The organism is Paenibacillus sp. FSL R5-0475, from assembly GCF_038004585.1.
GTDB lineage: Bacteria > Bacillota > Bacilli > Paenibacillales > Paenibacillaceae > Paenibacillus_AQ.
This window is the reverse complement of record NZ_JBBORK010000001.1, coordinates 5,048,764-5,074,204: the sequence shown is the minus strand read 5'-3', so window position 1 is coordinate 5,074,204 and position 25,441 is coordinate 5,048,764. Positions and strand designations below refer to the sequence as shown.

Genomic DNA, 25,441 nt, shown 5'->3' with positions numbered 1-25,441 from the left:
CCTGACTTCCTTTACAATAGAATTTAACCGGACTTCTTGGTGAACCATAAAAGAAAGCCCAGATTTAGAGTAGGGAGGCAGAACGTGCTTCAGAAGATTAAAAAAATTGATGGTGCTATCGTAGTCGTTCTGTTATTGCTCATGACTGTCAGCATCTTCGCCATATATAGTGTGACTCATGGAAGAGAAAAGCTGGACGGACATCATATCCGTATGATGATGTATTATGCAATTGGCTTTATTGCTTTTATTGGAATGACCTTTTTAGATTACAGAATTTTAGTGAAATACGCGCTATATATTTATTTGTTTGGAATAGGTATCCTGGTACTCGTCAGCTTTTTGGGCGAGACCAAGAATAATGCCCAAGGCTGGTTGTCCCTCCCTGGAGGACTGAGCCTTCAGCCTGCCGAGCTATTCAAGCTAATATTGATTCTATTTCTGGCAGCGATGCTTGTTCGTAAGAATAAGAGTAAACTCTTGTTTTGGCGGGATGTTGTGCCGCTCGGCCTATTAACCTTATTTCCGTTTCTTATTGTCCTTACACAGAATGACCTTGGGAATGCCTTGTCTTACATCGTGATTCTTGCAGGTCTGTTGTGGATTGGAAATATTAAGTACACTCACGCATTAATCGCTTTGGTGATTGTAGCAAGCTCTGCGATTGCCGGAATTATGAGTTATATCCATTATCATGACGAAATTAAAACGTTTCTTAACGATATTGGCCGTTCGCACTGGATTGAACGTTTCGACCCATGGCTTGTTCCGGATAAAGCGACAGCGAAAGCTCTTTATCATACCAAAAACGCCAAGCTTGCGATTGCCTCAGGTGGGATGAGTGGAGAAGGCTATATGAACGGTAGCTCTGTTCAGACGGATCGGGTGCCTTATACGTATTCAGACTCTATCTTTGTGCAGATTGCCGAGGAATTTGGCTTTGTCGGTTCTGCATTTGTGCTGCTACTGTATTTTATACTGATTCACCGAATGATTCTGATTGCGCTGGAAGCCAGAGATCGAGCAGGTCCATTTCTGATCGTCGGCATTGTCGCGATGATGCTGTATCAGATTTTTGAGAATATTGGTGCGTTTATTGGTCTGATGCCTTTGACAGGTATCACATTGCCATTCATCAGCTTCGGAGGTACCTCCCTGCTTATTAACATGGCCAGCATTGGGCTGGTAATGAGCGTGCGTCTGCATGGTCGAGATGTAGAGGAAGATTTGCCTAAGCCTACTCCTTATGCAGCCGCCAAACAGGTTTAATCACTAAATCAAAAGATAACCGTCAGAAACTCATCTTTTAAGGATGGGAACTGGCGGTTTTTTATTTTGGGATGTGAATCTCTGATATCGGGTGTATTACATAAATTTGGAATTCTGGCCTTGAATGCTCTACAATAGAAAGGAGAGACTTTCCTCAGGTGAGGGTGGTTGGAACCTTAATAGAGTAAGGGGTTTGCGTATGCTTAAAAAGCTCAAGAAGATCGATAGCGTGATTCTTATTGTTCTAGTTATGCTGATGGTGATTAGTATTCTTTCGATATACAGCGTGACTAATGGTAGATTAGTTCAGAAACTAGATGGGTTCCATCTACAAATGCTTAAATACTACATTGTAGGGTTTGTAGCGTTTTTTGTGCTTACCTTCGTGGACTATAGGATATTTGTTAAATATGCTCTTTATATTTACATCTTGGGTATTGGTCTCCTAGTGTCGGTTAGTTTTTTTGGTAAGGTAAAGAACGGTGCGCAATTAGGGCTAGAGATAGGTGGACTTAGCTTTCAACCTGCGGAGCTTTTTAAGTTGATATTGATTCTTTTACTCGCGTCCATACTGGTCCGTAAACAAGGAGCCACGCTAACCTTCTGGAAGGGAGTCGTTCCGCTGGCGCTTCTTACATTGCTCCCTTTTGCCATAGTTATTGTACAGAATGATCTCGGAAATGCGCTAAGCTACATCGTAATATTAATCGGTCTTCTATGGATCGGGAATATCAAAATTTCACATGCACTCATCGGATTACTAATCGTTGGCGGATTGGGTCTTGCAGGAATTCTGAGCTATATTCACTATCATGATGAAGCGGTATATTTTTTTGAGGAGACCCTTGGCAGGAAGCATTTAGTGGATCGTTTTGATCCTTGGCTCGTACCTGATTTGGCGTCAGATGATGCAAGCTATCACACGAAAAATGCTAAAGTGGCTATTGCCTCCGGAGGGATGAGCGGCGAGGGGTACATGCAAGGAAGCTCTGTGCAGAGTAACCGTGTTCCATATACCTATTCGGATGCCATATTCGTACAGGTTGCGGAGGAGTTTGGGTTCGTAGGTTCAGCGCTGCTGTTATTACTCTTTTTTATTCTTCTTCACCGGATGATACTGATTGCTCTAGAGAGTAGGGAGCGTAGTGGCCCGTTTTTGATTATTGGAATTACGGCAATGCTGCTATATCAAATCTTAGAGAATATTGGAGCTTTTATCGGCCTAATGCCGCTTACGGGAATTACACTTCCGTTCATCAGTTATGGAGGCACATCTCTTTTAATTAATATGGCCTGCATGGGGATTGTAATGAGTGTGCATCTTTATGGTCGGGATGTTGAGGAGGATTTGCAGTTGCCTAAGGCGCTTGCTGTAAAATTATAGATTTAATAGATTCATAGGTTTGCAGTCTCTCATCTCTGGACATACTACTAGCATGAGAGTTAAGAGGAGAGGGGCTGCGACAAATGAACGATAATCATATGGATAAAAGAGATTCCTTACGTGTAACTTTTAAGTATACTGCCATTTTAATTTGTTTTTTTATGATCGTTATCATGGCCTGGGAAGGTCAAAAAACCGATGCAGCAGTAGCCGAAGTATCGATTCCGCAGGATTCTATCCGGCTGCGTATTCTGGCGAATTCGGACGGAACACAAGATCAACTAGTGAAGCGGCAAATCCGCGATACAATCGTAGAGCAAATGAACCAGTGGGTAACTGCACTTGAGGACCCACAGAGTTTAGAGCAGGCACGCGCTTTAATTAGAACTCATCTTCCAGAGCTTAATACACTGGTTGGATCGGAGCTAGAGAAACGCGGCATTCAATATTCATATAAAGTTGAGCTGGGTGTAGTTCCTTTTCCGACCAAATTATACGGTGGAACAGTCTATCCGGCCGGAGAATACGAGGCTGTGCGGGTTACGTTGGGCGAAGGAAAGGGTCAGAACTGGTGGTGTGTACTGTTTCCGCCGCTGTGCTTTATCGATGCGGGCTCCGGAGATGCAGCAGCGCCTGCTGCTAATAAAGGGGCGAAGACCGTCTCGGCTGCCGGGGCAGATAGCGGAGTTAAGGCGCAACCAGCAGTAGGAACAGCTGTACAAGCAGATTCTTCGGCGAAGGATGTTGCGGCAGCGGATTCCGCAGAGCCAGAGGTACGGTTCTTCGTTTGGGAACTGCTGCAAAACCTTTGGAACTGGATTAGCGGATTATGGTCGTAATGCTGATGTTAGCCCTTTGGTTTTGTGGAAATGGTCTATAGTTTTGAATCTAGATATGTTACTATTTCATAAGCAGATCGACTGCGGCGCCTTCATTGGGGCCGCTTTTTGGTAGGATTAGAGTTAATGAACCTCCAGAGTATTTATCCTAAGATTGCAAGAAAAGCTATTGTTCAATATATATCCTGTAGAAAGCCTGTGATGAGAATGAATGAACCACACGACCCTTTATTCGCCGTTCAGCGGCGGAGTGGAAATAGAAATGAGACTGTATATTGGGAACTGGATTTGATGGAAGATGCAGCTTCGGATTCCGGTGTACTTCAGCCAAGTGAGGAGAATAAGTTAGCCATCGTGGAGGCGGCAGCCATGCTTCGTGAAGGTGGAACGGTCGCTTTTCCAACCGAAACGGTCTATGGACTTGGTGCGGATGCACGGAATACTGCGGCAGTTGAGGCTGTTTTTGCGGCAAAAGGGCGACCGTCTGATAATCCCCTTATCGTGCATATTGCCGATCCAGGTGCTCTGGACGAGCTGGTTACAGAAGTGCATCCTACGGCTGCGGTATTGATGGATGCTTATTGGCCAGGACCGCTGACAGTTGTTCTTCCTGTTCGTGAGGGTGTTTTGTCACCCTGTGTAACGGCAGGACTGGACACGGTAGGTGTTCGTATGCCTGATCATCCGGTAGCTTTGGCGCTGATCAGTGCAGCGGGCTGTCCCGTTGCGGCACCTAGTGCTAACCGTTCCGGTCGTCCGAGTCCGACCTTAGCTTCACATGTGATGGAAGACTTGGCCGGATACATTGGCGGTGTACTTGATGGCGGCGCGGCCGGAGTTGGACTGGAGTCAACTGTGGTGCAAGTGCAGCCTGATGGAAAGGTTGCCGTGCTTCGTCCTGGTGGGATTACTTTGGAGCAGTTAGCTGCTGTAGTGGGAGCAGAAGCCATTGCTGCTGAGCCAGCTGTGGTTAAAGAATTTGGAGCTTCCGCAGCAGCGGAAGCTCCAGTAGTCACTGCACCGAAGGAGCGCCACGGTGCAGAAGCTGTTTCCGCCAGCTCGGCGCCACGCGCGCCGGGCATGAAGTACACGCACTACGCGCCGCGCGGCTGGCTCGGTGTGGTGAGCGGATCTTCTCCGCAACGTGTTGCGGATGAAGCCGCGAGTCTACTTCAGGCGGCACAGCTGAACGGCGAAGTAACGGGCTTACTCCTCTTCGAGGAGCATAAGCCCCTCTATCCCGCCGATCCTGCCGCCTGCGTTCTTTCCCTCGGCTCGTTATCCTCGCCGGAGGAAGGGGCGCGCTCCCTATATGCCGCGCTGCGGCGCTTCGATGAAGCGGGAGCGACTTACATCTTGGCCGAGGCTTGTCCGTATACGGGCCTCGGCGTAGCTATTATGAACCGGCTTATGAAGGCAGCCGGTGGTTCCGTCATTGATGCCGGATAGCCACGGCGACCTTTCTATCCAGCTATAGTATAGGTTCTTCGAATCTGAAATCTCCTATGAAGTCATGATTACCCCCTTGTCCGCATATCGTTGTTGTACAAGATATTTCGGACTTGGGGGGTTAAGCATGGGCATAGGAGATGTATATGCCGGTTGGGGACAGACAGTTACTATTGCTATAATGGCGATTGCATTAGGGATGGATGCCTTTTCGCTCGGAGTAGGGATCGGGATGAAAGGGATTCGTCTGCTGCATATTCTGCAAATGAGTGTGCTCATTGCTTTTTTTCATATGCTGATGCCTCTTCTAGGTTTATTGACTGGAAGTTATGTCGGACATTTGCTAGGTCAAGTAACAACTTATGCCGCAGGAGGGCTACTTGTGCTGTTAGGCGGACATATGGTGTATAACTCCTTTCGTCCGGAAGTGGTAGGTACGCGAGCTATGAATCACCGAACCTTATGGGGAATGCTGCTTCTATCACTCAGTGTAAGTGTGGATTCTTTTTCCGTTGGGGTATCCTTAGGGATGTTTGTGAATGGTGTACTTCTGACTATACTAGCTTTTGGTGCCTGTGGAGGTCTGATGTCAATTATCGGCCTGCTTCTTGGGCGGCATGTCAGTCGTGGACTCGGGGAATATGGGGAAGCACTGGGTGGGGCTATTTTATTGGGGTTTGGCTTGCTATTCATCTTTTGATACAATAACGGCATTACAATATTTTAATTTCATGGGGGTGCAAAAGCATGCTGCATATTTTATTCGTCTGCACCGGTAATACATGCCGTAGTCCTATGGCTGAGGGGCTTTTACGAAAGCTTGCGAAGGAACGTGGAATCGACCTGGAAGTGCGGTCTGCAGGTGTATCTGCCATTTCTGGTACTTCTATATCGAGACATGCTGCAGCTATTTTGCAAGAAGAAGGCATTCATGATCATTTAGAGTCGTCGCAATTAACGGGGCAATCCGTCGCTTGGGCCGATCTTGTGCTTACCTTAACCAGTGGACATAAACAGCATTTGCTACAGTATTTTCCGGATGCCGTAACAAAAACATATACATTGAAGGAATACGTGCATAACGAAGAAGCTGTGACTGAGGATATTAAAGAATTGGACAGCCTTTATGCAGATGCTGAGTTAAGCATAGCTCTAGGTGGTGAACCCAACGCAACGGATCTACAACGAATGATTGAAATCCGCCAGCGTATCCCAAGCTTTGATATTTCTGATCCATTCGGGGGTACGCGTGAAGATTATGAGCTTACTGCTGCTGAGATTCGCACTTCGTTGTTTAGTTTATTAGATAAACTGGAATCCTTACGCCATTTGTAAATGGTTGATTTTCAGTCGGCTTTGCTTTAAGATGAAAGTACAACTAATCGGTTCCGATGTAACTGGCGACAAATGTGGATCAAACCACGATGGAGCATCGGAATAAACGGCCGGTCGCCTGGGCAAAAGAGCAAATCCGCAGCTACCTGCGGACTGCTCTTTTTTGTTTAAATGAAGCTTGTTTGAAGCTTGAGGAGGTAGGGTGATGGACAAAGTTGTGGAGTTATCTTTAACTGAAGCTACTGTCACTGTGTTAAGGGAGTTGGCGGAAGCTGGTAACCTTGGATCTGGTAAAATTGTTGTCCTAGGAGTTAGCACAAGTGAGGTCGCTGGTGTCCGTATTGGAACCGGTGGTGCGCTTGAAGTCGCACAGCAACTGCTTGAAGGGGCTCGTTTGGTCGCAGCGGAAAAAGGATTTCATCTCGTTTATCAGTGCTGCGAGCATCTGAATCGTGCGCTTGTAATGGAACGCTCTTTGCTAGAGTCGCTTGGGCTAAGTCAAGTTTCAGCTGTACCTATACCTGGTGCTGGCGGTTCGATGGCAGCGGCTGCTTATCGCTCTATGAAAGATCCTGTTCTGGCGGAAACGATAGAAGCGCATGCTGGCTTAGACATTGGTGAGACTCTTATAGGTATGCATTTGCGCCGCGTGGCAGTTCCTTTTCGGCCGACCTTACGGTACATTGGAGCAGCTAGAGTGAACGCGGCATGGGCCAGACCTCCGCTTATTGGCGGCGAACGTGCGGTTTACCGTACTCTTGAACAGAGTGATTCACAGGTTTGTGATTGATGGACTTAGATTTATGTTTTTGCAGAAACGTAGACCTAAAGCTTTTTCGTGGCGGGCAAATCGTTTCTATTTAAATACAACATATCTACACACACTAGGGAGGAAATAAGAACATGGAACAATTACGTAAGAGTGACCCGGCAGTACTGGAAGCAATGGAACTGGAACTGAAACGTCAGCGTGCCAACATTGAGCTTATTGCCTCAGAGAATATCGTTAGCGAAGCCGTAATGGAAGCCATGGGCTCAGTGCTTACGAACAAATATGCAGAAGGCTATCCAGGCAAACGGTATTATGGTGGCTGTGAAGATGTGGATATCGTTGAGAATCTGGCTCGTGATCGTGCAAAAGAATTGTTCGGTGCGGAACATGTCAACGTACAGCCTCACTCTGGAGCACAAGCGAATATGGCTGTATATCTCGCTGCACTTAACCCGGGCGACACGGTTCTTGGCATGAACTTGGCGCATGGCGGACATTTAACGCATGGTAGTCCAGTAAATGCTTCTGGATTACTCTATAACTTCGTAGCTTATGGTGTACAAGAAGATACTTTCCTAATTGATTATGACGAAGTACGCAAAGCAGCCTTCAAGCACCGTCCTAAGTTGATTGTTGCTGGTGCAAGTGCGTATCCGCGCATTATTGATTTCGAAAAACTTGGTGCTATCGCCAATGATGTCGGCGCGTTGTTTATGGTAGATATGGCCCATATCGCAGGTCTTGTTGCTGCTGGTCTTCATCCGAGCCCGGTTCCTCATGCTCATTTCGTTACAACTACAACACATAAGACTTTACGCGGTCCCCGCGGAGGTATGATTATGTGCAGACAGCCATGGGCAGCTGCTATCGATAAAGCCGTATTCCCTGGTTCCCAAGGTGGACCGCTGATGCATGTCATTGCGTCAAAAGCAGTCGCATTCGGTGAAGCTTTGCTGCCATCCTTTAAGACCTATGCTGAGAATGTAGTGAAGAATGCAAATGTTCTTGCAGAAACACTGATTAGCGAAGGGGTTAACATTGTATCCGGTGGTACAGATAACCACTTGATGCTGCTTGATACACGCAACCTGAACATTACCGGAAAAGATGCGGAAAAAGTACTAGATTCCATCGGAATCACTGTGAATAAAAACGCAATTCCATTTGATCCTACAAGTCCTTTCGTAACAAGCGGTATTCGTATTGGTACACCTGCGGTTACTTCCCGTGGTATGGACGAGCAAGCTATGGTGGTTATTGGCCGCATTATAGCTAATGTTCTGAAGAATCCGAAGGATGAAGTGAAATTAGCTGAGGCAGCTCGTCAAGTTGCTGATTTGACGGATCAGTACCCACTTTATCCAGAACTGAAGTACTAGTTCTTATTCTCGTATTCATTAATAAATTCACCTCCACCGAGTCCTGATTTTAGGGTTTGGTGGAGGTTTTTTGTTGTTTATTGTTCACAATATTATCTGGGTAAATTGATGGAAAATCATGAAATCAATCATGAAAGTTCATGGAACTTTCATAAACAATAGTGAAAAAAATGTGAATAGTATGAAAAATGCAAATTTGCACAACCTAATCTAGGTTTTATTCCAGAAAAGGCAATGGAATTACCAATCCTTACCTTTATAAGCGAAGGAAAATACAGGGGTAGGGGTTCAATATGGATACATGTGCCTTTCTAGGTGAAATGCGGCGATGGGAATGCTATAATAGACAGGATTTAGCCATAGAGAAGCAAAAGTGCTTTCTAGGGTTATAGACACGACTTACAATTACCGGAGGGACAGGAAATGGGAAAATTGGTGATTTGCGATCATCCTTTAATTCAACACAAACTAACATTTATTCGCGACGTAAGAACAAACACGAAGGATTTCAGAGAGCATGTTGACGAAGTTGCCACATTGATGGCTTATGAGATAACACGTGATATTCCTCTAGAAACCATTACAGTACAAACACCGGTCACTGAAACGGAAAGCAAAGTGATTTCTGGAAGAATGCTTGGGCTTATCCCTATTCTTCGTGCTGGTCTGGGTATGCTTGAGGGCGTTCTGAAGCTTCTTCCTGCTGCTAAAGTAGGACATGTTGGCTTATTCCGTGATCCGGACACGCTTCAACCGGTTGAGTATTACATCAAGCTTCCTACAGATGTACAGGAACGTGAGCTGATCGTAATTGATCCAATGCTAGCTACGGGGGGATCTGCGATTGCTGCTATTACCTCGCTGAAGAAGCGTGGCTGTACACAAATTAAAATGATGAACCTGATTGCAGCTCCAGAAGGTGTTGCTGCGGTTCAAGAGGCTCACCCAGATGTTGATATTTATGTAGCTGCGCTGGATGATCATTTGAATGAGCATGGATATATCGTTCCGGGACTTGGCGATGCTGGAGATCGTTTGTACGGAACTAAGTAAATAGTAATTCATAATAGGATATAAGAAATTTGTTTATTTTTTGATGAGAGGGTAGGGGTTATGTCCAAAATTAAAGTGATGACTATTTTCGGAGTGCGCCCCGAGGCGATCAAGATGGCTCCTCTAGTTCTTGAACTGAAGAAGCATCCTGAGCACATCGAGTCAATTGTATGTGTAACAGCACAGCACAGGGAGTTGCTCGATCAAGTGTTGGAAGTGTTCAATATCACTCCTGATTACGATCTGGATGTGATGAAGGATCGTCAGACGCTTAATGAGATTACTATTCGAGTACTTGAAGGCCTGGAACCTGTACTCAGAGAGGTTAAACCTGATCTCGTATTGGTGCACGGGGACACATTAACGACGTTCCTTGCAAGCTATGCCTCTTTCCTGCAGCAAATTCAGGTTGGGCACGTAGAAGCAGGACTTCGGACATGGAACAAATTGTCTCCGTATCCTGAAGAAATGAACCGTCAGCTTACAGGTGTATTAGCAGACCTGCATTTCGCTCCAACGGATTGGTCAGCTAGTAATCTGAGACATGAGAACAAAAAAGAATCAAGTATTTATATCACAGGCAACACTGTAACCGATGTGTTTCAATATACCGTACAGCCTGATTACCGGCATCCTGTTTTGGATTTTGCTTCAGGAAAAAAACTTATTTTGATGACTGCTCACCGTAGAGAATCGCAAGGTGAACCACATCGGAATATCTTCCGGGCTGTCAAAAGAATCGCTGATGAATTCGAAGATGTAGCCATTGTTTATCCTGTGCATCCGAGTCCTGCCGTTAAGGAACCTGCACATGAAATTTTGGGTGGACATCCAAGAATTAAGCTGATTGATCCGCTGGATGTCGTGGATTTGCATAATTTTTATCCGCATACCCACTTGATATTGACCGATTCTGGCGGTTTACAAGAGGAAGCTCCTTCATACGGAGTACCAGTACTTGTGCTTCGTGATACGACGGAGCGTCCTGAAGGGATAGACGCTGGAACGCTAGAACTTGTGGGCACGGACGAGGAGAAGGTGTATGCACGGACACATGCTCTTTTGACTGATAATGAGCTCTATCAGTCGATGAGTCGGGCCGCCAACCCGTACGGAGATGGCAAAGCCTCCCAACGAATTGTCAATGCGATTTTGCACCATTTTGGTGTAAATAAGGAGCGTCCTGAAGAGTTTCACAGAATGTTCACAAAAAAATAAATAATTTCATTTAAAGTAATATCTGATCTGATTAAAATCAACATACAGTGAAACTGTACGGTTTATATGGTTTTGGAACATTTTGCTGTGATTATTTTCATGTTTTCAAGGGTTTTTGGGCAATGTTCAATGAATTGACAAAGACTCCAGAAATTCAGTAAAATTAGTTGGGATTGTAGCCATGAAAGAACAAAATAGCAGGGACAGCTTGTTACAGACCGCGCTTATCATTGGAAGTGCAGGCACTATACTCGCCGCTTACATTGTTATTGGTTTTTTTGCGGCAAGGTGGCTGAAAGACTTGATGGAGGGGCCGAAATATTGGCTCGCTATTGGCACTATAACCGGAATGATTCTGGGAATTGTGAACGTCGTCCTGTTAATTAAAAAATTTTTGGGGGAGCAGAATGGATAATATGACTCCCATGATCAATACCGTCACTAGAGTTACGCTCGTCCTTATGGCAGGACTCTTAATGGGCTGGGCGCTTCATCATGAGACCAGGGATTTTACACTGGGCATGACTCTGGGTCTGGTGGCGGGATTGGTAAACTTTCGTTATCTGGCCGTCAAGGTTCGACGGGTAACGCAGTCGATTGCGAGCAACGAAGGGAATGCCTTCAGCCTCGGTTTTGTTACACGGATTAGCTTCGCAATTTTGGTCACTATGTTCGCGGTCAAGATTGAGCATTTCTCCCTGGTAGCAACTATTTCGGGCGTATTCATTCCTCAGCTTCTCGCCATTCCTGCGGGGATATATCTGAGTGTGAAGAACAAACTTTAACCAGATTAAAGAGAAAGGGGGATGATACTATGCATGAGATGCCGAAAATCTTTGTCGGGGGAATACCGATAGATATATCAGCCGTATTGATGCTTCTGATCAGTTGTACAGTAGTATTTGTACTGGTGATGCTGTCGGTTCGTAAGCTTTCGGTTGAGAATCCATCTAAGCTTCAGAATTTTATGGAATGGGTTGTAGAATTTGTAGAGGGTGTCATAAGCAGTGCCATGGACCTGAAGAAAGGAAAACCTTACATATCTTTGGGGCTAACGTTGATTCTGTTTATCTTTGTTTCCAACCTTCTTGGATTGCCCTTCTCAGTTGTAACTGAAGCACATGGACCTGTAACCGTGTTTGGCCATGTGATTGAAGCAACCAGGAACTTGGCGCATGGTGATCATGTTGAGATCTTATGGTACAAGTCGCCGACTGCTGACATTAATATCACTGCAGGATTGGCAATTATTGTGTTTATACTGATGAACTTCCTGGGCATTAAGCTCAATGGCAAGCATTATTTCAAACACTATATTGAGCCGTTTCCAATCTTTTTGCCACTGAACATTATCGAGAACTTGGCAAAACCAGTAGCTCTGGCAATTCGTCTATTTGCTAACATCTTTGCCGGAGAAGTACTGATTACAGTCATTTTGAAACTGGGGATTCTCAGTATTCCTTTCCTGGCTGTATGGCAAGGCTTCAGTATTTTCGTCGGGGCACTACAGGCGTTTATCTTTACGATACTGACGATGGTTTATATCGCACAGATGACGATTCACGAAGAAGAAGCACATTAATGAACTGCTGCGAAGGGAACGGTTATCGTCTGATTTTCTTTCGCGGGAGATATCTTATATCATTAAACACAATATGAACCAAAATTAAAGGAGGATATTTACAAATGGAATATTTAGCAGCAGCAATAGCGGTTGGTTTGGGTGCACTTGGTGCAGGTCTTGGTAATGGTATGATCGTTAGTAGAACAGTTGAGTCCATCGCTCGTCAACCAGAAGCTCGTAATGCGCTTCAAACAACAATGTTTATCGGTGTAGGTATCGTCGAAGTTATTCCGTTGGCAGCAACAGTTATCGCATTCCTAATCATGTTTTCATCTTAATAAACCGTATTTACGGTTTGGCGGGGACGGCCGATGCCATCCGCGCCTTACTTTTGTATACGTCCGCATGACGCGGTAATGGAAGGGAGTGACCTCAGTGGAAATTGTTTGGACAAACATCTTATTTTCAATTGTAGCCTTTGGGATTCTATATTTCTTGCTCAGTAAGTATGCGTTCAGCAAACTGTTCGCAGTTATGGAGAAACGCCGTGAGCTGGTAATGCAGCAAATGGATGAAGCTGCGAAGACTAGAGAGCAAGCGGTCGCGTATGTGGAAGAGCAGAAGCAGGCGCTGAACAGTGCACGCCAGGAAGCTCAACAGATTATTCAACAATCGCAAATTACTAGTAATCAACAGGTAGAACAAGCTTTGGCGCAAGCTAAAGTTGAAGCTGCACGCGTCAAAGAAGAGGCCGTGCGCGATATCGAGAACGAGAAGAATAAAGCAGTGGAAGAGTTGCGCAGCGAAATTGGAACGGCATCTGTTCGTATTGCTTCTAAACTTCTTAAGAAAGAAGTTAGTGCTAGCAGTGAGCAGGAGCAGCTTGTGAACCAATACCTCAATGAGGTAGGAGGCCGATCATGAGCCGCGATACGGTAGTTGCCAAGCGCTACGCTAAAGCATTGTACAGTGCAGCGGTAGAGAAGGGGATTACCCTTGAAGTAGAAGAACAGCTCAAGGCAGTGGTCGAAGTTTTACATTTAGACCAAGAGGTACAGCGGTTTATTCTTGCACCACGTATCTCGGAGTCCGACAAGCTGAAAGTGCTGCGCACAGCACTTCAAGATAAGCTCTCTCCTATTGTAATGAACATTGTAGAACTGTTAGTAGAGCGAGGCAGAACCGATATTTTTGCCGAACTGCTGGATACGTATATCAAGATTGAAGGAGACGCTCTTGGCATTGGTGATGCTAAGGTATACTCCGTTTATTCTTTAAGTGAAGAAGAACAAGCGGCTGTAGCTGCAGAATTCGGCCAGCTAGTAAACCGTAAAATTCGGGTTACGAATGTGGTCGATCCAAGCCTGCTGGGAGGACTGAAGGTTTATATCGGCGATACGCTGTATGACGGAAGTCTTTCTAGTAAATTGGAACGTCTCGAGAAATCCTTTAATGATAAGCATAGAAGATAGGGGTGAGGATATTGGGCATCAGACCTGAAGAGATCAGCACTTTGATCAAAAGTCAAATTGAGCAATATAAAGCCGATATCGAAGTTGCCGAAGTGGGCACCGTCATTCAAGTCGGAGACGGTATCGCTCGTGTCTACGGTCTGGAAAACGCAATGGCAGGCGAGTTGCTAGAGTTCTCCAACGGTGTAGTGGGCATGGCGCTCAATCTGGAAGAAAGCAACGTCGGTGTTGTAATTCTGGGTGAGTACAAGGAAATTCGTGAAGGCGATCAAGTAAAACGTACTGGACAAATCATGCAAGTTCCAGTTGGAGAGGCCCTTCTGGGTCGTGTTGTTAACGCACTCGGTATGCCGCTTGACGGTAAAGGCCCAATTCAAACGACGGAGTTCCGTCCGGTTGAGAATAATGCTCCTGGTGTTATCGACCGTAAATCGGTTCATGAGCCAATGCAAACTGGTCTTAAAGCGATTGATGCGATGGTACCAATTGGTCGTGGACAACGCGAACTTATCATTGGTGACCGTCAAACAGGTAAGACTGCAATCGCAATCGATGCGATTATCAACCAAAAAGGCAACGGAATGAAATGTATTTATGTTGCCATTGGACAAAAACAATCCACAGTAGCACAGGTTGTAGAAACTCTCCGCCGTCATGGCGCGTTGGAATATACAATCGTTGTAACTGCTTCGGCTTCAGAGCCATCCCCACTGTTGTATATTGCTCCATACGCAGGTTGCGCAATGGGCGAGTACTTTATGTACAAGGGCGAACACGTATTGATCATTTATGATGACCTTTCAAAACAAGCTTCGGCTTATCGCGAATTGTCCTTGCTGCTTCGTCGTCCACCGGGTCGTGAAGCGTTCCCTGGTGACGTGTTCTACTTGCACTCCCGTCTTTTGGAACGTGCGGCTAAGCTTAGTGATGAGCTTGGTGGTGGTTCATTAACCGCGCTTCCGTTCATCGAAACACAAGCATCTGACGTATCGGCTTACATTCCTACGAACGTAATCTCGATTACAGATGGTCAAATCTTCCTTGAATCCGATCTGTTCTACTCTGGTCAACGTCCGGCGATCAACGTCGGTATCTCCGTTTCCCGTGTAGGGGGCTCCGCTCAGATTAAAGCGATGAAGAAGGTAGCTGGCTCGCTCCGTTTGGATCTTGCTCAATATCGTGAACTTCAAGCTTTCTCACAGTTCGGCTCAGATCTTGATAAATCCACGCTTGCTCGTCTGAATCGCGGAGCACGTATGATGGAAGTTCTGAAACAAGGTGTAAATCAGCCGTTGTCTGTTGAACATCAAGTGCTTAGCTTGTACACAGCTGTAAAAGGATACTTGGATGATATTCCTGTTAAAGACGTAAAACGTTTTGAAAAGGAATTCCTTGCTTACATGGACAGCAGTGCTGCTGAAGTTGCTCAATCCATCAGAGATACCAAGGATTTGACAGCAGATAACGAAGCCGCTCTTAAAGCAGCGATTGATAAATTTAAAAGAGGCTTTGCTACTAGCTAATATAGATCGTACCTAAACGATTCTTACTAAGTGAGCTTTGGCTATGCCGAAGCTCAGGCTATTACTTATAAAGTTGGCTTTGAATTCGTCAAAGCTAAGAAGATGCTTACGAAGTTAGCTTTAACTCCGTTAAAGCTTTAAGGTGGTGAAATCATGGCAAGAAGCATGCGTGATATTAAACGTCAAATTAAGAGTGTTCAAAACACAAGACAGATCACAAAAGCGATGGAAATGGTAGCCGCCTCCAAGCTGAGAAAAGCCCAGGAGAAGGCAATTGCCGCCCGTCCTTATGCTGAGAAGCTGAAAGAGGTTGTATCGAGCATTGCTGCCGGTACAGAAGGCGTTCAGCATCCCATGCTGGTCAGTCGCCCTGTGAAAAAAACTGGTTATCTTATCGTGACCTCTGATAGAGGGCTTGCGGGAGGATACAACGCTAATATTTTACGTAAGGTGACGATGCTCATCGCGGAACGACATAAATCCAAAGATGAGTACGCCTTGTTCGTTATCGGTCGTAAAGGCCGTGACTTCTTACGCCGCCGTGAATATCCGATTGTACAGGAAGTTACTGAGCTATCGGATGCGCCGAAATTTGCTGACATTAAGTCTATTGCTAATTCGGCAGTACAACAGTTTGTAGATGGTACGTATGATGAGTTGTACGTTTGCTACAACCAATTCGTCAATGCGATTACCCAGATCCCAACCGTTGATCGACTGTTGCCTATGGAAGGCGTAGGAAATCATGAGCATCATGAAGCGACTGCAAATTACGAATATGAACCTTCACCAGAAGGCGTACTCGAAGTACTACTTCCGAAATACGCCGAAACTTTGATTTATAGCGCAATTCTGGATGGCAAGGCCAGTGAGCTGGGTGCGAAAATGACAGCGATGGGCAGTGCAACAAAGAACGCGTCGAAAATGATCGGAGAACTTACCCTTACGTACAACCGTGCCCGTCAGGCGGCAATTACGCAGGAAATTACCGAGATCGTGGCCGGAGCGAACGCTCAGTCTTAAAAATACAAGAACAGTTAAGCAGCGTGCTTGACTTGCCTTGTATTTTACGAGAAACAGTGCCGCATGGAGCGATACATAGTATCGCCCGCTTCTGGAGTATGGCTCCTTAAGAACGGCACTGCAGTTCTTCTTAAAATATAAGTAAGTATAGGTTTTACACTATACAAAATGCTTATATTTCTACGAGAAACGGTTGTCATCTTTATATGACGACAACGTCGTTTCTTCTTGATGTAATAGCTTTCGAGGAGGGAAATGAAGATGAACAAAGGACGCGTTGTAAGCATTATGGGTCCGGTTGTCGATATTGAATTTGAACGCGGCCAATTGCCCGAGATATTCAACGCTATCAAAATTGAAACCGTCTTGGACAATGGTCGCCAGATTAACCTAACACTTGAGGTTTCCAATCACTTGGGAGACAATTTGGTACGTTGTATCGCGATGTCTTCTACAGATGGTCTGGTTCGCGGACTGGATGCGATTGACCAAGGTGGTCCTATTTCGGTTCCTGTTGGGGAAGCGACATTAGGCCGGGTATTTAACGTACTTGGAAATCCAATTGATAACGCTGGTGAAGTTGTTGCTGAAATAAAGAACCCGATTCACCGTTTGGCTCCGACATTTGATGAATTGTCGACACAAGCCGAAATTTTGGAAACGGGTATTAAAGTTATCGACTTGCTTGCACCTTACGCTAAAGGCGGTAAAGTTGGTCTGTTCGGCGGTGCCGGTGTAGGTAAAACAGTAACGATTCAAGAATTGATTAATAACATTGCCCAAGAACACGGCGGTATTTCCGTATTCGCGGGTGTGGGTGAACGTACTCGTGAAGGTAATGACCTTTATCACGAAATGACGGACTCCGGCGTTATTAAGAAAACAGCAATGGTGTTCGGACAAATGAATGAGCCCCCAGGCGCGCGTCTGCGCGTAGCTTTGACCGGTCTTACTATGGCGGAATATTTCCGTGATGTAGAAGGTCGCGATACGCTGCTATTTATCGATAATATATTCCGCTTTACCCAAGCGGGTTCCGAAGTATCCGCTCTTCTCGGACGTATGCCGTCCGCGGTAGGTTACCAACCAACCCTGGCTACTGAAATGGGTCAGTTGCAAGAGCGTATCACTTCTACCAAAAAAGGCTCCGTTACTTCCATTCAAGCAATCTACGTACCAGCGGATGACTACACTGACCCTGCTCCGGCAACTGCGTTTGCTCACTTGGATGCAACAACTAACCTTGAGCGTAAGATTTCCGAGAAGGGGATTTTTCCAGCGGTTGATCCACTGGCTTCCAGCTCGCGTCTGCTAGCTCCGGAAATTGTTGGTGAAGAGCATTATAATGTGGCACAAGGTGTTAAACAATTGCTGCAACGTTATACCGAACTTCAAGACATCATTGCCATCTTGGGTATGGATGAATTGAGTGAGGATGATAAGGTTATCGTAGCTCGTGCTCGTAAAGTTGAGCGGTTCCTGTCACAGCCTTTCCACGTAGCTGAACAGTTTACCGGCTTCAAGGGTAAATACGTGCCAATCAAAGAAACTGTACGTAGCTTTAAGGAAATCCTGGATGGTAAGCATGATGATCTTCCAGAAGCAGCGTTCCTTTTTGTGGGTACAATCGAAGAAGCGGTTGAAAAAGCGAAATCGATGTAACACTGAGCTTATTGAATGCTTTCGAAGCGTGCTTTACTTCGTAAAGCTAAGTGTATGCTTTCGATGAGAGCTTTACTTCGTAAAGCTTTAAGGAGGAATGGAAGTGAATACCTTTTTGTTGGAAATTGTCACGCCGGAGCATCTCGTCTATTCTAAACAAGTGAATAGCTTGACAGTACGGGGAGTCGAAGGCGAGTTGGGTATTTTGCCGGGACACATTCCGCTTGTGACTCCACTTCAGGTTGCTCCGTTATCCGTCAAATCGGACGGTGTTACGATCTCCATCGCCGTTCATGGCGGTTTCGTTGAAGTGCATAAGGACAAAGTAACAGTGCTGGCCGAAAGTGCCGAACTGCCAACGGATATTGATGTTGAACGCGCCGAGGCTGCTAGAGAACGCGCTCAGCGCCGTCTCCAGACTCGTAGCAAACAAGATGATATCGATCACCGCCGTGCGGAGTTGGCGCTGCAACGCGCTGTTACACGGATTAAAGTGTCCACTGGTAAAGGACAACAGTAGGATATAAGCGGTCAAGCTCTAAGCTTGACTGCTTTTTTTGTTATAGTAATCTATGTAGTAAAGGTTAAGATTTCTTCATTTTTTTGGATATTGGCATTGAATTGTTTAAAAATTTGTAAAAGTACTGGATTCTTTTGCCCTGCACAAGTATGATATAAGAGTCGATTTCCGAGTAATACGAACACGGAGGGTTAGCATGGGGGATATATTGTCCAATGGATGGTCTAGTGCCGCTGGAACCAGCAGCATGATCTCAATGATTGTTTCTTTGCTCAGTGTTGTATTATCTTGGTGGGCATTGCAGAACCTTAAGCTGGATTTGGTCATAAGATATCCCAAGAGTCCTCAAGGAAGGCTGCTGCACTTGCTTCTGGCTATTGTACTTGGTCGTTTTGTTGCAGGATTCTTTCTGGATTACCTTAGCTGGAGTGGGATGATCCGCTATATGTTTTAGGAATATGTAGTTTGGTTATAAGTGTCATAGGTCGCAATGGTCAAAAAGTGTCGAATAATAAGGTTTTATTATGTCAACACTGAACTTTAAGGAACATGCCCGGCTGAATGGGCGTATTGATGGAGTATGCGAATTTTTTTGCAATTACTTTTAATCTAAAAAATAATTTAAGAAATAATGGACGCGGAGGGAAACCGAAAATGAGCAAATTTATCGTCCGCGGTGGCAACAGATTGACCGGGAGCGTGAAAGTTAGCGGCGCAAAAAATTCCGTATTACCGATCATAGCCGCCTCTCTATTGGCAGAAGAAGGAGTAAGCGTCATTGTGGACGCACCTCCGCTTGATGATGTAATGACGATTTCAAAAATGTTGGAATCTCTGGGTGCAGGGGTTACATATCAAAACGATATTATCCAGGTGGATGCTACAAACATCACTTCCTGTGAAGCACCTTATGAATGGGTACGGAAAATGCGGGCATCTTTTTTAGTCATGGGTCCTCTGTTATCACGGCTTGGTCATACAAGAATTTCTTTGCCTGGTGGCTGCGCCATTGGCACACGACCGATTGATCAGCATTTGAAAGGATTTGAAGCGCTTGGTGCGGAGATTAGTCTCGGCCAGGGCTACATTGAAGCGAAAAGTAACGGTCGCCTGCGCGGAGCCAAAGTGTATTTGGATGTAGCTAGCGTGGGTGCGACCGAAAATATAATGATGGCAGCGGCACTCGCCGAAGGTGTGACCGTGATTGAGAATGCGGCTAAGGAGCCTGAAATTGTCGACCTGGCCAATTATTTGAATGGTATGGGCGGAATCGTTCGCGGTGCGGGTACAGGTGTTATCCGTATTGAAGGCGTAGAACGTCTGCATGGCGTTAAACATCATGTGATTCCTGACCGTATTGAAGCTGGTACCTATATGGCTGCCGCAGCAATTACAGGTGGGGACGTATATGTGGAAGGTGCAATCGCTGATCACTTGGGACCTGTTATTGCTAAGATGGAAGAGATGGGTGTAACCATTATTCCTGATGAGAATGGGGTTCGTGTAATTAGTGACAAACCTCTTAAAGCTGTTGATTTGAAGACTTTGCCGTATCCAGGCTTTCCAACGGATATGCAGTCACAAATGATGGCATTATTGCTGCGCTCTGAAGGAACTAGTGTCGTTACAGAAACTGTATTCGAGAACCGGTTCATGCATGTGGATGAATTCCACAACATGAATGCTGAGATTAAGATCGAAGGTCGCTCAGCAATCGTTACAGGTAATGCGCAATTGGTCGGAGCCAAGGTTTGTGCTACGGATTTACGTGCGGGAGCTGCGCTTATTTTGGCAGGTCTTGTCGCTGAAGGCACTACTGAGGTAAGTGGAACTCATCATATCGACCGTGGATATGTACATTTGGCTGAGAAGCTGTCTGGACTAGGTGCGGAAATATGGCGTATCTCCATGGAAGACACAGCCGCGCAAACGGTGAAGGACGAAACTCTTAAACCAGAAGTAGCCAAGAGCGAATCAAGCAAAAGCGATGAGGTTAAACCTCGCTTTCAGGTTCAAGCAACTTGGGTATAATATCAGTCATTAGGCGAGAACAGGCTGCAGTGATGCGGCCTGTTCTTTTTTTAAATATAAGAGTTTATATGTTCTACGCTATAAATTATCCTTATATTTCTCGCATAAACGCTTACCGTCCTTATAGGGACAGCGAAGGCGTTTTTGCTTGTATTATTAGAAAGTAAATCTGAATCCTCATCTAATGAGGATTTTTTTTCGTTTGTGATTTTTTAACGCGGGGCATAGTGATAGATACGAGAAAGCTAGTCTCTTTCTCTCAAATATTGTTCTAGTATTTGCTGTAAATTCATATCTATAAGAATCAACAGTGACTCACGGAAGGAGCCATAGAGATGAAAGATTTCCGCTACTTGCGACGTAATAAGTCAACGCGCTGGCACTCGCGTCCCCTTGCTCCCCGGCTCAGGCGCCTCGGTCCCGCCGCCTGGATCGCAGCGCCTATCCTGGCGGCGCTGCTGATTCCACTGGCGGTTGTCCCGCTGCACCGGGGACAACCGGCGCCTCCGGCCTTGCCGACGGTAACGACCTCGCCAGCCGCACCAGCGGGGCCGGAGGCGGCTGCGCAGGAAGCGCCGCAGCCGAAGGTCTCCGTCTATTTGTCGCGTAGCGGACAAATAGAGACGTTGCCGCTGGAGGAATACGTCAGCGGCGTACTTGCGGCCGAGATGCCGGCCAGCTTTGAGCTTGAAGCGCTCAAAGCGCAGGCCGTAGCGGCCCGCACCTTTATCCTTCGCCGCCTGCTGGCTGGCGACAGAAGCGGCGTCCCCGTTCCGGGGGCGGATGTAACAGATACGGTAAGCCATCAGGCTTACGTATCTAAGGATACGCTGGAACGGAAGTGGAAGCTCGGCGGAAGAAGCGCCGACCTTGCAAAGCTTCAGCGCGCGGTCCTTGAGACGCGCGGTGTCATTATGACCTATAAAGGGCAGCCGATTACGGCCTCCTTTTTCGCCTCCAGTGGAGGATATACCGAGAACTCGGAAGAATACTGGAATGCAGCGATTCCCTATCTGCGCAGTGTAACTAGTCCTTGGGAGAAAGAGATTACCCCAAACTATGCGGTGACATCTACATTCACCATCTCGGAAATACTTACTAGACTTGGGCTAAACGACAGAGTAATTCCTGCTTCAAAAAATACTACCCAATCAGGCATGACAAAAAATATCTCTACTTCCTCTGAATTGCCGGTAGAAGTGTTGTCTCTCACCACTGGACATCGGGTTAAGGAAATCTCTATTGGAGGTACTATTTTTACTGGAAGAGAAGTGCGAGAGAAGCTAGGGTTACGTTCCAGCCAATTCAGTTGGGGGCGAAAAGGGAATAAAATCTATATAACTACCTTCGGAAATGGGCATGGTGTGGGAATGAGTCAGTGGGGAGCTAATGGGATGGCGAAGGAAGGCGGAACGGCTACTCAAATTCTCAAACACTATTACAGTGGTATCTCTTTTACGCAAATCTCAACTCTTCTGAAAAAATAACTTGAAAGATACGTATAAAAGATAGAAGCCCGGTAACACTGGTTACTGAGGTGATAACCATATGAATGAACAAGACAAAAACAAAACAAACCATGATGAATCTCTCAAAAAATCGCAGGGAGATTCAGGTGCTAAACCTTCTTCATGGAGCAAGATGTTATCTAAACGTTGGGTGTTCCCAGCAGTCTACACGGCGGCAGCGGCAATTATACTAACTTTGGTGTGGGTCTATCAGGATGCCGGCCAAAAACCGCTGGACACCGCCGCCACATCACAGCAAGTAGGAGCTTCAACTAACGAAGCTGGTACTGCAAACAGTAATCCAGATGCCCTTGAAGTTCTTGCTTCAGCGGAAAGCTTGGTTTGGCCAGTAGCCAATCCAGGTGAAGTAGAAGTGGTCAAACCGTATTATGATGAGAATGGTACAGAGGACAATCACGTTGCCGCAATGGTGCAGTATAACGACAAATTTATTCCTAATGTCGGTATCGATCTTGCCCGTGAAGACAACAATACGTTCGACGTCAAAGCAGCGCTTAGCGGTGAAGTTACTAGAGTGGACGATGTTGCAGTGTTAGGTAAGGTCATTGAGATTACCCATCAAGGTAATATGAAGACCGTCTACCAAAGTCTTGGCGAAACGAAAGTTAAACAAGGCGATGTTGTGAAGCAAGGAGATACGCTTGCAACCGCAGGTCGCAGTGAAATCGAGAAGGACCTTGGCAATCATGTACACTTTGAAGTGTATAAGGATGGCAAAGTAGTTAATCCATCTGAGTTACTGCCAGGTCGATAAGAATATTTACTGCAGGGGGCTAACGCCCCCTGTTATGCTTGTATGTAAATAAGGCTCTTCGTAAGCAGCATGCTTATAAAGAGCCTTATTTTTCTATGAGAAACGGTTATTGTCTTTAAAGGACTAATGACATTCCGCCTTGCTAATAACAAGGCTTCTTGGGTTGTCCATTAAATAAAATGAGCCTTCATAGGCTTGTCATGTCTTGAAAGCGCGAATATATAAGCCCGCCCCTCATATAATGTACCAAACTATCCACAGTTGGGAGGCGGGAGCGTGCACGATTACATCAAGGAACGTACGATCAAAATCGGACGCTGCATCGTGGAAACCAGGCATACGGTCCGGACCATAGCCAAGGAATTTGGCGTTTCAAAGAGCACGGTGCACAAAGACTTGACGGAGCGTCTGCCAGAGATCAACCCTGATCTGGCCGATCAGGTGAAGCACATTCTTGAATATCACAAATCCATCCGACATCTTCGGGGGGGAGAAGCCACAAAAATTAAATATAAAAAAACGACGGGGAAAAAACGTGAGGTTGCTGTAGCATCAAAGCCATAAGATTTTCGGAAATTTAAGGAAATATCCAGCTTTAAAACATTGTGTAGTTCCCCTAAAGTATGTTATTTTTAAATTTAGTACTAACTGCTGTTTTTTCAATTAAAATAACACTTTGGGGGCTCTTTCATTATGTTTAGCAAGGATATCGGAATCGACCTCGGCACGGCCAATGTGCTCATACATGTTAAGGGAAGGGGAGTCGTTCTGGATGAACCTTCCGTGGTCACACTTGAAAGTGATACGAAGAGAGTCCTTGCGGTGGGAGAACAGGCACGTCGCATGGTTGGACGTACACCCGGAAATATAACAACTATCCGTCCTTTACGGGATGGTGTCATTGCAGATTTTGAAGTCACGGAAATGATGCTGAAGTATTTTATCGACCGTGTTGGCGGTCGCACCTGGTATTCACGGCCTCGCATTCTGATATGCGCCCCTACAAATATTACATCTGTGGAACAAAAGTCCATTCGGGAAGCGGCAGAACGTAGCGGGGCTAAGGAAGTATTTATGGAAGAAGAGCCAAAGGCCGCTGCGATTGGAGCGGGAATGGATATTTATCAGCCAAGTGGAAACATGGTCGTCGATATCGGTGGCGGAACGACGGATGTAGCCGTACTTTCTATGGGCGACGTCGTTACCGCTTCTTCGATTAAAGTCGCTGGAGACAAGTTCGATGAGGCCATTTTAAGATATATTAAACAAAAGTATAAATTGTTGATCGGTGAACGGACAGCAGAGGATATTAAGGTTACTATTGGTACGGTTCGACCTGGTTTGATGAAGTCCGAAATGGATATTCGTGGCCGGGACATGGTAAGCGGACTTCCCCAAACGCTCACTATTACGGCGGCTGAGGTAAAGGAAGCATTATGGGATCCGGTTTCTTCCATTGTGGCTGCAGCAAAATCGGTACTGGAGCGTACACCACCAGAATTGTCTGCGGACATTATTGACCGGGGTGTTGTTCTTACTGGTGGAGGCGCTTTGCTTAACGGATTGGACGAGCTACTCTCAGAAGAATTACATGTACCTGTTTGGGTAGCGGAAGACCCTATGCACTGTGTGGTAAAAGGAACAGGAATTATGCTGGACAATTTGGACAAGGTCGTTAAGAAAAAGTTCTAAGCAGCCGATATAAAAGGTAGCATTAGATTCGGAAGGAGACTACCTTCATGATAAGAGGATTATATACGGCCGCTGCAGGTATGGTTGCGCAGCAGCGTAGACACGATACGGCAACACAGAACATCGCTAACTTAAATACAACGGGATATAAGCAGGTTGACAGTGTTAATCATGCTTTTCCGGATGTCTTGATCTCGGCTATGATTAATGGCAATACCACGCCGGTGGGGCGCCTTAACACGGGAGTTTTTGCAGAACAGTCAATATCCCAATATTTACAGGGTGATTTAAGGGAGAGCGGCAAGTCTATGGATTTTGCTTTATCTACAGATTTGCAAGTCGCCGACCCTGTGACGGGTCAAAATATAGCCTTTGATGGTTCAGGGAAATATGTAAGTCCTGAGGGTGAGGTTATTTACCGTCCACAGGCTTTCTTTACTGTTCAGGATGCTGAGGGCAATAACTTATTTACCCGAAATGGAAACTTCTCAGTAAACGCGGCTACGGGAGAAGTGTTGAGCAGTGGAGGCTTCAAGGTTCTGGATTCCACTGGCAAGCCTCTTGTCTTGACAGGAAATCAGGACACCCTTAAAGTGGACGGGCAGGGGAATGTACTAAATCCAGTAACAGGACTTCCGACAGGGACCAAGATTGGTGTGAGTGTAGTTACAAAGCCGCAGGAGCTTGTGCGTGATGGTAAAGGTGTGTTTCACGCTGATGATATAGCGGCGGCAGACATTCGTTACTCCAATGCAACTGATAACTTACAGGTGCGTCAAGGATATTTAGAGGGCTCCAATGTTGACCCTACTCAGGTTACTGTTGATTTGAATGCCGCATACCGGGCGTATGAAGCGAACCAAAAGATCGTCCAATACTATGATAGCAGCTTGCAGAAGGCTGTAACTGAAGTCGGCAGGGTATAAGTGCTGCTTATGAAATGGTTTTACAGGTACAGCTTATAGGAGGTTTG

The 25,441-nt window shown here is 45.8% G+C and carries 27 protein-coding genes and 1 riboswitch; all 27 genes read left to right on the top strand.

The annotated features are described in order from the left end of the window. The first annotated feature begins 84 nt into the window (after nucleotides 1-84). The 27 genes from MKX41_RS22780 to MKX41_RS22650 all read left to right on the top strand — a co-directional run bounded on the left by MKX41_RS22780 (nucleotide 85) and on the right by MKX41_RS22650 (nucleotide 25,394). Nucleotides 85-1,269, top strand: a complete 1,185-nt coding sequence (locus tag MKX41_RS22780) for an FtsW/RodA/SpoVE family cell cycle protein (RefSeq protein ID WP_076285646.1) — start codon at nucleotides 85-87, stop codon at nucleotides 1,267-1,269. Between the two features lie 199 nt (nucleotides 1,270-1,468). Further along, on the top strand, nucleotides 1,469-2,653 hold the full coding sequence (locus MKX41_RS22775; protein WP_076285647.1) for an FtsW/RodA/SpoVE family cell cycle protein: 1,185 nt from the start codon (nucleotides 1,469-1,471) through the stop codon (nucleotides 2,651-2,653). Between the two features lie 83 nt (nucleotides 2,654-2,736). After that, complete coding sequence (gene spoIIR, locus MKX41_RS22770) at nucleotides 2,737-3,492, top strand: stage II sporulation protein R (RefSeq protein ID WP_340973239.1); 756 nt, start codon at nucleotides 2,737-2,739, stop codon at nucleotides 3,490-3,492. Between the two features lie 207 nt (nucleotides 3,493-3,699). Then, nucleotides 3,700-4,941: an L-threonylcarbamoyladenylate synthase gene (locus MKX41_RS22765; protein ID WP_340975031.1), complete on the top strand. Its 1,242-nt coding sequence runs from the start codon at nucleotides 3,700-3,702 to the stop codon at nucleotides 4,939-4,941. A gap of 127 nt (nucleotides 4,942-5,068) precedes the next feature. Continuing rightward, entirely contained in the window at nucleotides 5,069-5,641 is a 573-nt protein-coding gene (locus MKX41_RS22760) for a manganese efflux pump MntP (protein ID WP_042192488.1), read from the top strand. 47 nt (nucleotides 5,642-5,688) lie between these two features. Beyond that, on the top strand, nucleotides 5,689-6,276 hold the full coding sequence (locus tag MKX41_RS22755; RefSeq protein WP_042192486.1) for a low molecular weight protein arginine phosphatase: 588 nt from the start codon (nucleotides 5,689-5,691) through the stop codon (nucleotides 6,274-6,276). A 48-nt stretch (nucleotides 6,277-6,324) separates the two neighbouring features. Then, nucleotides 6,325-6,407: riboswitch (ZMP/ZTP riboswitch) on the top strand. Nucleotides 6,408-6,481: 74 nt separating this feature from the next. Continuing rightward, nucleotides 6,482-7,066, top strand: coding sequence for a TIGR01440 family protein (locus tag MKX41_RS22750; RefSeq protein WP_340973238.1), 585 nt, complete (start codon nucleotides 6,482-6,484; stop codon nucleotides 7,064-7,066). Nucleotides 7,067-7,179: 113 nt separating this feature from the next. Beyond that, the gene (gene glyA / locus MKX41_RS22745) at nucleotides 7,180-8,427 is read left to right on the top strand and encodes a serine hydroxymethyltransferase (protein ID WP_042192482.1); all 1,248 of its coding nucleotides are present in this window, start codon (nucleotides 7,180-7,182) and stop codon (nucleotides 8,425-8,427) included. A 423-nt stretch (nucleotides 8,428-8,850) separates the two neighbouring features. Continuing rightward, nucleotides 8,851-9,480, top strand: a complete 630-nt coding sequence (gene upp, locus MKX41_RS22740; RefSeq protein WP_042131376.1) for a uracil phosphoribosyltransferase — start codon at nucleotides 8,851-8,853, stop codon at nucleotides 9,478-9,480. Nucleotides 9,481-9,540: 60 nt separating this feature from the next. Then, nucleotides 9,541-10,698, top strand: a complete 1,158-nt coding sequence (wecB, locus tag MKX41_RS22735; protein WP_340973235.1) for a non-hydrolyzing UDP-N-acetylglucosamine 2-epimerase — start codon at nucleotides 9,541-9,543, stop codon at nucleotides 10,696-10,698. A gap of 181 nt (nucleotides 10,699-10,879) precedes the next feature. Further along, the gene (locus MKX41_RS22730; protein WP_042192476.1) at nucleotides 10,880-11,113 is read left to right on the top strand and encodes an AtpZ/AtpI family protein; all 234 of its coding nucleotides are present in this window, start codon (nucleotides 10,880-10,882) and stop codon (nucleotides 11,111-11,113) included. Further along, nucleotides 11,106-11,483 (top strand): ATP synthase subunit I, encoded by a 378-nt coding sequence (locus MKX41_RS22725; RefSeq protein WP_076285650.1) that lies wholly within the window; start codon nucleotides 11,106-11,108, stop codon nucleotides 11,481-11,483. The genes MKX41_RS22730 and MKX41_RS22725 overlap by 8 nt, the downstream gene beginning before the upstream one ends. Nucleotides 11,484-11,512: 29 nt before the next feature. Beyond that, complete coding sequence (gene atpB, locus MKX41_RS22720) at nucleotides 11,513-12,280, top strand: F0F1 ATP synthase subunit A (protein ID WP_042192471.1); 768 nt, start codon at nucleotides 11,513-11,515, stop codon at nucleotides 12,278-12,280. 104 nt (nucleotides 12,281-12,384) lie between these two features. Further along, on the top strand, nucleotides 12,385-12,600 hold the full coding sequence (gene atpE / locus MKX41_RS22715) for a F0F1 ATP synthase subunit C (RefSeq protein WP_060625974.1): 216 nt from the start codon (nucleotides 12,385-12,387) through the stop codon (nucleotides 12,598-12,600). A 97-nt stretch (nucleotides 12,601-12,697) separates the two neighbouring features. Beyond that, entirely contained in the window at nucleotides 12,698-13,186 is a 489-nt protein-coding gene (gene atpF, locus MKX41_RS22710; protein WP_060625973.1) for a F0F1 ATP synthase subunit B, read from the top strand. After that, a complete protein-coding gene (locus MKX41_RS22705) occupies nucleotides 13,183-13,734 on the top strand; it encodes a F0F1 ATP synthase subunit delta (protein ID WP_042192468.1) in 552 nt (183 codons plus the stop codon). Before atpF ends, MKX41_RS22705 begins: the two co-directional genes overlap by 4 nt. Nucleotides 13,735-13,745: 11 nt before the next feature. Next, complete coding sequence (gene atpA, locus MKX41_RS22700; RefSeq protein WP_042131369.1) at nucleotides 13,746-15,257, top strand: F0F1 ATP synthase subunit alpha; 1,512 nt, start codon at nucleotides 13,746-13,748, stop codon at nucleotides 15,255-15,257. 153 nt (nucleotides 15,258-15,410) lie between these two features. Next, nucleotides 15,411-16,280, top strand: coding sequence for an ATP synthase F1 subunit gamma (gene atpG / locus MKX41_RS22695; RefSeq protein ID WP_042131368.1), 870 nt, complete (start codon nucleotides 15,411-15,413; stop codon nucleotides 16,278-16,280). Between the two features lie 261 nt (nucleotides 16,281-16,541). Beyond that, nucleotides 16,542-17,942: a F0F1 ATP synthase subunit beta gene (gene atpD / locus MKX41_RS22690; protein WP_042192466.1), complete on the top strand. Its 1,401-nt coding sequence runs from the start codon at nucleotides 16,542-16,544 to the stop codon at nucleotides 17,940-17,942. Nucleotides 17,943-18,045: 103 nt separating this feature from the next. After that, the gene (locus MKX41_RS22685) at nucleotides 18,046-18,462 is read left to right on the top strand and encodes a F0F1 ATP synthase subunit epsilon (protein ID WP_042131365.1); all 417 of its coding nucleotides are present in this window, start codon (nucleotides 18,046-18,048) and stop codon (nucleotides 18,460-18,462) included. Nucleotides 18,463-18,658: 196 nt separating this feature from the next. Beyond that, nucleotides 18,659-18,916, top strand: coding sequence for a DUF1146 family protein (locus MKX41_RS22680; protein WP_076285651.1), 258 nt, complete (start codon nucleotides 18,659-18,661; stop codon nucleotides 18,914-18,916). A gap of 200 nt (nucleotides 18,917-19,116) precedes the next feature. Next, nucleotides 19,117-20,493, top strand: coding sequence for a UDP-N-acetylglucosamine 1-carboxyvinyltransferase (gene murA, locus MKX41_RS22675; RefSeq protein WP_042192464.1), 1,377 nt, complete (start codon nucleotides 19,117-19,119; stop codon nucleotides 20,491-20,493). Nucleotides 20,494-20,828: 335 nt separating this feature from the next. Then, a complete protein-coding gene (gene spoIID, locus MKX41_RS22670; RefSeq protein WP_340973231.1) occupies nucleotides 20,829-21,980 on the top strand; it encodes a stage II sporulation protein D in 1,152 nt (383 codons plus the stop codon). A 61-nt stretch (nucleotides 21,981-22,041) separates the two neighbouring features. Further along, entirely contained in the window at nucleotides 22,042-22,776 is a 735-nt protein-coding gene (locus MKX41_RS22665) for a M23 family metallopeptidase (RefSeq protein WP_042192459.1), read from the top strand. A 276-nt stretch (nucleotides 22,777-23,052) separates the two neighbouring features. Beyond that, entirely contained in the window at nucleotides 23,053-23,340 is a 288-nt protein-coding gene (gene spoIIID / locus MKX41_RS22660; RefSeq protein ID WP_019915029.1) for a sporulation transcriptional regulator SpoIIID, read from the top strand. A 129-nt stretch (nucleotides 23,341-23,469) separates the two neighbouring features. Continuing rightward, nucleotides 23,470-24,468 carry a rod shape-determining protein gene (locus MKX41_RS22655; RefSeq protein ID WP_042192456.1) on the top strand — a complete coding sequence of 333 codons (999 nt, stop codon included), beginning with the start codon at nucleotides 23,470-23,472 and terminating at the stop codon, nucleotides 24,466-24,468. Nucleotides 24,469-24,515: 47 nt separating this feature from the next. Continuing rightward, nucleotides 24,516-25,394, top strand: a complete 879-nt coding sequence (locus MKX41_RS22650; protein WP_340973229.1) for a flagellar hook-basal body protein — start codon at nucleotides 24,516-24,518, stop codon at nucleotides 25,392-25,394. The last annotated feature ends 47 nt before the right edge of the window (nucleotides 25,395-25,441 follow it).